Raw genomic sequence first — 9,143 nt, forward strand, 5'->3', positions numbered from 1 at the left:
GGTCGCGATGGTCGCAGCGCAGGCTTCGGCGGGCTGGCGGGCCCGGCCCCGCGGTGACGCCGCCAACGGTACCGCAGGTCGCCGAACATCCTGCTTGGCTGGCTGTGCGAACGCGAGCTAGACCTGGCTGAATAGCGCGGAGGTGCAGACGCATTCGATGTTTGGCATAACAACGCTGCGGGACTGGCTGCCCGATCCGGGCCCGGTGATCTGTTGGCACGCAACGCCCGCGGCAAACGCCAAAGCCCGCGACGCGCCGGTGAGTTCGGTGCCGCCCAGCTATCAGCAGGCCCAGCATCTTCGCCGGTACAGTGACCACTGCGCGCGCGGCCTCGACATGTCGCGGCTGATGATTTTCACTTGGGGTATCCCCGGCCAGTGCGACGTCCGTGCGATGAATTACGCGATCAACGCGCATCTGCGCCGGCACGATACGTACCACAGTTGGTTCGAGTGCGAGGATGGCGAACGGATCGTACGCCACACCATGGCCGACCCAGCCGATATCGAGCTTGTTCCGATCGAGCACGGCGATATGCCGGCGGCAGAATTGCGCGATCACATTTCGACGCCGCATCCGCTGCAGTGGGATTGCTTCTTGTTCGGCATTGTGCAGAGCGCTGAACGCTTTACCTTTTACGCGAGCATCGCTCATCTGTGCATCGACCCGATGATCGTCGGCGTCTTGTTCAGTGAGATCCACCTGATGTACACGGCACTGGTCGGCGGTGACGCGCCCATCGAGCTGCCGGAGGCGGGCCGGTACGGCGACTACTGCGAGCGTCAGCGTGCCGAGATGAGGGCGCTGACGGCGGACTCACCGGCGGTGCGGGGATGGATCGACTTCGCCGCCGACAACGATGGAACCCTGCCGCGCTTCCCCTTGGCGCTAGGTGACCTATCGGTACCGTATGCCGGCCGGCTTCTCACCGAGACGCTGATGGACGAGCAGGAGACCGACCGTTTCGAGGCTGCCTGTGTCGCGGCCGGTGCACGTTTCAGCGGAGGCGTTTTCGGCTGTGCCGCCCTGACCCAACATCGATTGACCGGCGCGGAAAGGTTTTCCGTCGTGACGACGACCGACACGCGCAAGACGCCGACCGAACTGATGACGACGGGCTGGTTCACCGGGTTGGTCCCGGTCAAAGTGCCCGACGGCGCGGTGCTTTTCGAGGACGCGGCGCGCTGTGCGCAAATATCCTTCGATGCAGGCGTCGAGTTGGCGACCGTGCCGTTCGACCGCATCCTGGAATTGGCGTCCCCGGACGCGGGCGTCGACAGGCCGCGACCGGGCAACTTCGTCATGTCGTTCCTGGATGCCAGCATCGCCCCACTGTCCTGTGTCGCCAACTCCGACTTGAACTTCCGGATCTATGACGAGGGGCGGGTGTCGCATCAGGTGTCGATGTGGGTGATCCGGTTGCAGCAGGAAACCAAGGTTACGGTGCTGTTCCCGGACAACCCAGTGGCGCGTGAATCCGTTACCGCCTACGTCGCGGCCATGAAATCCGTCTATGTCCGGGTGGCCAACGGCAGGCGCCGGGCGTTCGCGCAGTCGCGCGCGTCCTAACCGCGCTGTCCCAGCAGGACATCCAACAGGGCGGTGAACTCGCCGGGGTGCGCCGGCGTGAAGGCGGGGCTGGGCCAGGTGCCCGGCACGTCAAGCGTGATCAACGTCGACTTGAGTGGCCGGCTGATGTCCAGCGGCAGCCAGCGGCGCAGGTCCGAGCTGCCCCATATCCGAAACCGTTGGGTGAACAGGCCCAACTTTTCGGCCTTGTACCCGCGAATAGCGGAGAGCGCGATCACCTTCGCGGTACCCGACGGAAAATGATAGCGGCACAACGTGATTGCCGTACGATCGAGCTGGACCAAGCCGTCATCGTAGGTTTCGGTCATGCGCGCGAACTCCGCAGTTGGTGGCCCTTCGCGGTTAGGCAGCGTCCGTCCTCCAGTCGCCACTGCCAGCCATGCAGGTTGCAGGTCAAGGTGTTTCCTTCGACCACGCCGAATTTCGACAGGTCGGCCTTAAGGTGCGGGCATCGGCGCTGAATTTCCCAGCCGTCCAACGTGACTGACGCCGAGTCATCATGGGTTTCGGCGAACCAGCCGTCGGCGTAAGCGATTCGTTCGTCGGTGAGGCACTTGAAGAACGTGTACAGGTACTCGTTGTAGCCGCCGACCCGCCATGCCTTGAACCGGGTGGACAAGAAGATGGTGTTGACCCAGTCCGGCTCGCGATCGCGCAGCACGGTGCGGACCAGCTCCGGTGCGATGGCGAATCCGTAGCGGACCTTCTCGTCCGGAATTCGTTCCCGCACACTACGTTTCGGGAAGTCCAAGATTACGGTTTCCGGACCGAGCGCCAGTTCGACCGGATAGCCGATCCCGTCGCAGATCTCGTCGCTTTGCGACATGATCGGCTCGAACAGGGCCCGCAGCGGTTCCAGCAGCGGTTCCCCGGAGGCGGGCGCCCAGCCGGCCCGCTGCGCGGCGATGACCGGCGCCATCCGCTCGGCGTACTCGGCGATGTAGTCGGCCTTACCGCTGGTGAAGATCGCCTCGACCTGGTCGGCGGGCAATGGATGGGTCAGCGAATTCAGGGTGGACCCGGTGAAGTCGGCGGTCGACCCGGGCATCATCAGCAGCCCGCCGTCGTTCCCGTGCTTGCGCATCTGGTCCAGGAAGACCATTTGGTCGGGGAAGATGTTGGCCGGATCCGCGTGGTCGTCGTTGAGATGGCGTAGCTCCGGATCGAGGAAGCACGGCGGCCCCGCGGACGGGACCACCCAGGTCGCCCCGACCTGGGTGAGATATTGGCGGGCGCGGTCCATCTGCCGTTGCCGCTTCTGGATGCCGAACGACTCCTTGGCGCGCGCCGGCATGTCGTACACCATCGGATACCAGATCGCTCCGGAGTACTGCAGCAGGTGCACATCGATGTGCCCGAACTCGGACGCCAGCACGTCCAGATCCACCGGCCGGGCGTCGTTCATGTTGAAAACCGTTGTCGCGCCGTCGGAAACCACCAGCGCCGAATCGCCGATCGGCCCGTCGGCCGGCGCCCGCAACGCGATGATCATGATGTCGAGGTCACCTTTTGCGCCGCTGATCCGGTGCTTGACCGAGTTGCTTGTCTCGAAGAACCGGTGAAACCCCAGCTCCTGCAACTCATTTCGCAGGTCAGGCACCGGAAACTCGGGCAGCAGCACCACCGCGTCCTTGTTCACGTGCTCGGCCAGATTCTTGGCGTCGAAGTGATCCTTGTGCAGGTGTGACACATACAGGTAGTCGCACGCACCCAGGTCATCCCAATCCAGCGTGCTGTTGTCCGGGAACGGGAACCAGGACGCGAAGTAAGCGGGATTGACCCAGGGGTCGCAGAGGATGCTGCCCGCTTGGGTTTTGATCAGAAATCCGGCGTGGCCGACGCTGGTGACCTGCACTAATGCCTTTCCGGGGTGCTGGGTCCGACCGGGGCCTGCACAGGCCTGCACCAGGCTGCTGTCGTCCTCGGCCGGGCTGACGGCTTTTGCGCCCCCGAGCTTAGCGCGAGCCGACCCCGTCGGCCTGACCGCCGGACGCACCGAGATCGCCCTGGTCAACGAGTCCCGGTAGGGGTTCAACCGGTGGGCCGCGGGACGATGGCCGGGCTGGGATTCTCGGCTGTCGGGGCGGCGCCGGGCGGGGAGCACTAGGCTGAAGTGCTGTGGAACCGGTTTACGGGACTGTTATTCAGCTCGCCCGCCTGGTCTGGCGCGTGCAGGGTCTGAAAATCACCATCGCGGGTGTGGAGAACTTGCCGAAGAGCGGCGGGGCGGTGATCGCGATCAACCACACCGGCTACCTGGACTTCACTTTCGCGGGGTTGCCGGCCTACAAGCAGGGCCTGGGCCGCAAAGTGCGGTTCATGGCCAAGCAGGAGGTTTTCGACCATAAGATCACCGGGCCGATCATGCGCAGCCTGCGGCATATCTCGGTGAATCGGCAGGACGGCGCGGCCTCGTTCGAAGACGCCGTCCGCAACCTCAAGGACGGCGAGCTGGTCGGCGTCTATCCCGAAGCCACCATCAGCCGCAGTTTCGAGATCAAGGAATTCAAATCCGGGGCCGCGCGGATGGCGGTCGAGGCGGGTGTGCCGATCGTCCCGCACATCGTCTGGGGCGCCCAGCGGATCTGGACGAAGGATCACCCGAAGAAGCTCTGGCGTCCCAAGGTGCCGATCATTGTACTGGTCGGCGAACCGATCGAGCCCACGCTGCCCATCGAGGAACTCAAGGGGCTGCTGCACTCACGCATGCAGCACCTGCTGGAACGCGCGCAGGAAATGTACGGACCCCACCCCGCCGGTGAGTTCTGGGTGCCACACCGGTTGGGTGGAGGCGCTCCGTCCATGGCGGAAGCGGCCCGCCTGGAGGCCGAGGAGGCGGCCGCCCGGGCTGCTCGGCGGGCGCGGTCCGCAGGGGCGTCGGAGTAGTGATCGATGGCGGAGCCGACCTTTCGCGCCCTGGAGCTTCTGGCCCAGCTGGCGGTGAAGGCCACCGGCACCAGGATCACCTACCGCGGTGAGGAGCAGATCCCCGAGCGGGGTGGCGCCGTGGTGGCGATCAACCACACCAGCTATGTCGACTTTCTGCCCGCTGCGCTGGCCGTGTACCGCCGGGGCCGCCGGCTGAGGTTCATGATCAAAGCCGAGATGCAGCAGGTCAAGCCGGTCAATTTCCTGATCAAGCACACCCGCACCATCCCGGTGGATCGCGGCGCCGGGGCGGGTGCCTACGCGGTGGCGGTGCAGCGGCTGCGCGAAGGTGAGCTGGTCGGGGTGTATCCGGAAGCCACCATCAGCCGCAGCTTCGAGCTCAAGGAGTTCAAGAGCGGCGCCGCCCGGATGGCCCTGGAAGCCGACGTGCCGATCGTGCCGGTGATTGTCTGGGGTGCGCACCGAATTTGGACCAAGGATCACCCACGAAATGTGGGTCGCGCCAAAATACCCATTACTGTGCAGGTAGGCGCGCCGTTACCGGCGCGCGAAAACGTCGCGCAGACCGACGCTGCCCTACGCGACTCGATGACCGCCTTGCTGCACCTGGCCCAAGAGCACTATCCGGCCGAGCCCGGAGCGTACTGGGTGCCGCGGCGGCTGGGCGGCACAGCGCCCACCATGGCGGAGGCCGCCCAGATGGAGGCCACCGAGGCGGCGGCCCGATCGGCCAAAAGGGCCGAGCGCCCGTCGCAGTAAGCGAAGGAGAATGAATGCCCGAGGGGTTCTACCGGTTGGCGGAGTGGATCGTGCCGCCGATGGTTGCCATGCAGGGGACCAAGTTCACCTATCAGGGACTGGAGAACATTCCCGCGCGCGGCGGCGCCTTGCTGGCCCAGAATCACACCAGCTACCTCGACTGGCTTCCGACGCTGATGGCCGTCCGGGAACGCCGGCGCCGGGCGTACTTCATGATCAAGGCGGAGATGGCCGACGTGAAGGCGGTCAACTACGTCATCAATCACTCCCGGCTGATCCCGGTGGATCGCAGGTCGGGGCACGACGCGTTCGACGTGGCCGTGCAGCGTATGCGCGAGGGCGAGCTGATCGGGATGCATCCCGAGGCCACCATCAGCCGTAGCTTCGAACTGCGGGAGTTCAAGACCGGGGCGGCACGCATGGCGTTGGACGCACAGGTGCCGATCATTCCGATCGTCGTGTGGGGCGCTCACCGGATCTGGCCCAAGGACCATCCCAAGAAGGTGTTCCGCAACAAGGTCCCGATCACCGTGGCGATCGGCCGGCCGTTGCCGTCGCGGGGCACGGTTGCAGAACTCAACACGCTGTTGCGTTCGACGATGAATGACCTGCTGTACCGGGTGCAGGAGGAATACCCGCACCCCAAAGACGAATTCTGGGTGCCGCGACGGCTGGGTGGTAGCGCGCCCACCCAGGAGGATTCACGGGCCATCCGGTTGTCGGAGTTGCAGGAGCGGATGCAGCGATACGGAACCGACGGCGTGACACGACCGGGGCAGAGCCAGAGCGGGCTGCATTGAGAGGTCGGTTCAACTGCCAAAGCGGGCGGTCTCGATGACCCTGCCGGCGCTGATCGCCTGCGACGTCGACGGCACCCTGTTCGACGACGACGAGAAGGTCTCGCCGCGCACCCGCGACGCCATCCGTGCCGCGGTGGCCGCCGGTGCGCGGTTCGTGGTGGCGACTGGCCGCCCGCCGCGCTGGATACGTCCGGTAGCCGACGCGCTGGGTTTCGCGCCAGTCTCGGTGTGCGCCAACGGCGCGGTCATCTATGACGCGGCCACCGACCGGGTGGTGTCCACCCACACGCTGGCCGTCGACACCCTGGCGGAACTGGCGGAGCTGGCCACCCGCGTCATCCCCGGGGCGGGGCTGGCCGTCGAGCGAATCGGCGAAAGCGCCCATGACACGGCGACTCCCCAGTTCGTCAGCTCGCCGGGTTACGAGCATGCCTGGCTGAATCCGGACAACACCGAGGTGTCGATCCAGGACCTGCTCAGCGCCCCGGCGATCAAGCTGCTCATTCGCCGAGCCGGAGCCCGCAGCGCCGACATGGCAGCCGAATTGGCCAAGCACGTCGGCCTGGAGGGCGACATCACCTACTCCACCAACAACGGCCTGATCGAGATCGTGCCGTTGGGGACCAGCAAGGCCACCGGTGTCGACGAGATCGCACGGCCGTTGGAGATCGCCCCCGAGGAGGTGGTGGCGTTCGGCGACATGCCCAATGACCTGCCGATGCTGCGCTGGGCGGGTCATGGCGTGGCGATGGGCAACGCCCATCCCGACGTGCAGGCGGCCGCCGACGAGGTCACCACCGCCAACAACGACGACGGGGTGGGCCGGGTGCTGGAACGCTGGTGGCTTTAGCGGGCAGTCGGCTTTAGCGCCGCGACGATGCGCGCCGCGGGGCGGCGTGAGGAGGAGCGGGGCAGTCGTCTTTAGCGCCGCGGCTAGGTGGCCGTCGGGTGCGACGGTAGCGAGAAGTGCTCGGCGGGTACCGTTGGGCCGCTTGGAGATTCGGTCGTCAGCGGAGCAGTGATCCCGTCGACGACCTCGGTGACATTTCCGGTCAGCCGCTCGTAGTTCAGCGTGCCGTGCTGGAAGTTCTGGGTAATCTGCAGCGGCTCTTGGATTTCCGCGCTGGTCGGCAATCCGAGCGGGCCGCGTTCATAGCTCTGCGAGCCCCAGGCGTCATAGATGGCGCCGGTGACCGGCTGCGCGCCGGTTTCGGGTGACCAGTACATCGCGCCCCGGACGAAGGTGACAAAGCGGGCGTCGCCCTCGGCGCTGTCTTCCGGCGAGGTCGGCGCACCCAGCACGCTGTTCGTCCCGCCGATTGCCTGCCAGTGGTCATAGATCGCGCCGCCCTGCAGTGCCCTGAGCAATTCTTCCGGTGGATCGTTGACATGCGATGCGATGTCCCTTATTTCGTCCATCAGCGCGTACGCGGCGTTGCCCGGGCAATCGGTGTTGCCGACGTCGCGGTGGGTGAAGATGGTCGGCAACGTCGCGATGGAGCCGGCCGGAAAAGTGGTGTAGTGGCTGCCCGCTGACTCCAGTTGCACTGTGCCCTTGGGGTCGACGCCGTCCAGGCCCAGCCGCCAGCCGAGCAGCCTTCCCATGGTTCTCAGCTGGATCGGCGTGGGGGGCACGTCGTCGAAGTTCCCGATCATCGCCACGCCCCAGGTGTTGCGGTTGAATCCGCCGGTGTGGAAGGCCTCGACCGCTTTGCTGAGACCGCCCGCGCTGCCTTCGAATACCTGGCCGTATTTGTCCACGAGCGCGTTGTAGGCGATGTCGCACCAGCCCAGCGTCTTGCTGTGGTAGGTGTAGATGGCTTTGACGATGCCGGCCGATTCCAGCGGCGAGTAGTCATTGCTGCCCGCGGTATGGTGCACCACCGCGGCGCGAATCCCGTTGTCGTACTGGGGGCTACCGCAGCGCAGCGACTCGTCGGCACCCCATTGCGCGCGGCTGATGACGGGGGGCGCCTGGCCGGGCATCAACACACCCGCCGGTGGTGTCCAATGCGTTTCGGCCGGCGCCTGCGGTGGCGAGATGAGGACGGCCGAAATGTTCTGTCCGAAGGGCTGTTCCCTGGATGCCGGCTTGTAGCCCAAGTCGTTCTTCTCGCTCGGCGGTGCCGTCCGGGGCTGGATCACCGGCGCGTCGAGCGGGCGAGTGACCGCGATCTGAACGGTCCTGGTGGTGCCGACGAACACCGGATCGGTGCCGCGCGGCCCTTCTGTCGCTCCCCCGGATTGGTCTGGCCCGCCCGGATCGGGTGCCGCGGTCTCGTACTCGGTCTGATACCAGGGACCCCACGAACCGTCGGGGTGCTTGGCGCGCACCCGAGTCGACGTGCCGGCCAGGTCACCGGTAAGGGCGACCAGAGAAAACGGGGTGTCCTGACTGATCTCCCGGACGGTGACGCCAGGGCCCAGGCCGACCAGGGGCTGTTCGGCGAGTTGGGTGCCGCGGGACGGCGGCGGCCCGGAGGCGTTGCGATCACGCGTGGTGTCCGCCAGCCACGAGACCAGCACGACGGTCGCCGCCATAGCGGTGAGCAGCATCGTCGGTGCACGCCTACGGGACACCAGGCGATGTTACGTGTGTTTCTAATGTTATTTCTGTGACGACACGAGCTGAGCGCAGCCGAATCTCCACAAAAATCGACGGCACCGCAGATGCTTCTGCGGTGCCGTCTTGTGGAGGGTTTGTAAAGGACTAGACCGGGGGCAGTACCGGTACCGCCCCGGCGGCCGCCGGCAACGCACCGGCAGCGCCCGCAGCGGCGGGCAGTGCACCCGCGGCACCCGGTAGGGCAGCTGCGGCACCCGGTAGAGCACCTGCGGCACCCGGCAGAGCGCCCGCGGCACCCGGTAGAGCGCCTGCGGCACCAGCGCCGCCGTGCATGCCCTGCGTGATGGCCGGCATGACCAAGCCCTTGAGCAGGTCGATAGCCTGGCCGGCGCCCAGCTGGTTGGCGGCTTGCATCACGTCGTTGACCAGACCGCCACTGGCACCGGAGCCCGAACCGCCGCCCAGGCCGGTACCACCACCGCCAATCGGCGAAGCGTTACCGAAGGTCGACGGGTCGCCCAGGATCGGGTAGGTGCCG

General features: G+C 66.2%; 8 protein-coding genes and 1 pseudogene. 5 read left to right on the forward strand and 4 right to left on the reverse strand.

Annotated elements, in window-relative coordinates:
- Positions 1–157: 157 nt before the first annotated feature.
- Complete coding sequence (locus A5625_RS10245; RefSeq protein ID WP_066992479.1) at positions 158–1,570, forward strand: condensation domain-containing protein; 1,413 nt, start codon at positions 158–160, stop codon at positions 1,568–1,570.
- Here A5625_RS10245 and A5625_RS10250 read toward each other — a convergent pair.
- Positions 1,567–1,899: a hypothetical protein gene (locus A5625_RS10250; protein WP_066992459.1), complete on the reverse strand. Its 333-nt coding sequence runs from the start codon at positions 1,897–1,899 to the stop codon at positions 1,567–1,569. The two genes, A5625_RS10245 and A5625_RS10250, sit on opposite strands and share 4 nt — an antisense overlap.
- Positions 1,896–3,446 carry an MBL fold metallo-hydrolase gene (locus tag A5625_RS10255; protein ID WP_066992462.1) on the reverse strand — a complete coding sequence of 517 codons (1,551 nt, stop codon included), beginning with the start codon at positions 3,444–3,446 and terminating at the stop codon, positions 1,896–1,898. Before A5625_RS10255 ends, A5625_RS10250 begins: the two co-directional genes overlap by 4 nt.
- A 263-nt stretch (positions 3,447–3,709) precedes the next feature.
- Between A5625_RS10255 and A5625_RS10260 the strand changes: the two genes are divergently transcribed.
- Genes A5625_RS10260 through A5625_RS10275 form a run of 4 tightly spaced genes read left to right on the forward strand, consistent with a single transcriptional unit; the run spans position 3,710 to position 6,889 of the window.
- Positions 3,710–4,477: a 1-acyl-sn-glycerol-3-phosphate acyltransferase gene (locus A5625_RS10260; protein WP_066992465.1), complete on the forward strand. Its 768-nt coding sequence runs from the start codon at positions 3,710–3,712 to the stop codon at positions 4,475–4,477.
- 6 nt (positions 4,478–4,483) lie between these two features.
- Positions 4,484–5,239 carry a 1-acyl-sn-glycerol-3-phosphate acyltransferase gene (locus tag A5625_RS10265; RefSeq protein WP_066992468.1) on the forward strand — a complete coding sequence of 252 codons (756 nt, stop codon included), beginning with the start codon at positions 4,484–4,486 and terminating at the stop codon, positions 5,237–5,239.
- A gap of 14 nt (positions 5,240–5,253) precedes the next feature.
- Positions 5,254–6,039 (forward strand): 1-acyl-sn-glycerol-3-phosphate acyltransferase, encoded by a 786-nt coding sequence (locus A5625_RS10270; RefSeq protein ID WP_066992471.1) that lies wholly within the window; start codon positions 5,254–5,256, stop codon positions 6,037–6,039.
- Between the two features lie 34 nt (positions 6,040–6,073).
- Complete coding sequence (locus A5625_RS10275; protein ID WP_066992473.1) at positions 6,074–6,889, forward strand: Cof-type HAD-IIB family hydrolase; 816 nt, start codon at positions 6,074–6,076, stop codon at positions 6,887–6,889.
- A gap of 83 nt (positions 6,890–6,972) precedes the next feature.
- Here the strand turns inward: A5625_RS10275 and A5625_RS10280 are convergent, their stop codons facing one another.
- Positions 6,973–8,619 (reverse strand): N-acetylmuramoyl-L-alanine amidase, encoded by a 1,647-nt coding sequence (locus A5625_RS10280; protein ID WP_369830000.1) that lies wholly within the window; start codon positions 8,617–8,619, stop codon positions 6,973–6,975.
- Between the two features lie 130 nt (positions 8,620–8,749).
- Positions 8,750–9,143: pseudogene (locus A5625_RS10285) on the reverse strand (PirG); the annotation flags it as partial.

The sequence above is a fragment of the Mycobacterium sp. 1465703.0 genome (assembly GCF_001672975.1).
In the GTDB taxonomy this organism is placed as follows: Bacteria; Actinomycetota; Actinomycetes; order Mycobacteriales; family Mycobacteriaceae; genus Mycobacterium.

Bases quoted from the DNA above. Each gene is read 5' to 3' on its own strand.
- A5625_RS10265 (WP_066992468.1), top strand. From the start codon at position 4,484: ATGGCGGAGCCGACCTTTCGCGCCCTGGAGCTTCTGGCCCAGCTGGCG.
- A5625_RS10245 (WP_066992479.1), top strand. From the start codon at position 158: ATGTTTGGCATAACAACGCTGCGGGACTGGCTGCCCGATCCGGGCCCG.
- A5625_RS10270 (WP_066992471.1), top strand. From the start codon at position 5,254: ATGCCCGAGGGGTTCTACCGGTTGGCGGAGTGGATCGTGCCGCCGATG.
- A5625_RS10250 (WP_066992459.1), bottom strand. From the start codon at position 1,899: ATGACCGAAACCTACGATGACGGCTTGGTCCAGCTCGATCGTACGGCA.
- A5625_RS10275 (WP_066992473.1), top strand. From the start codon at position 6,074: ATGACCCTGCCGGCGCTGATCGCCTGCGACGTCGACGGCACCCTGTTC.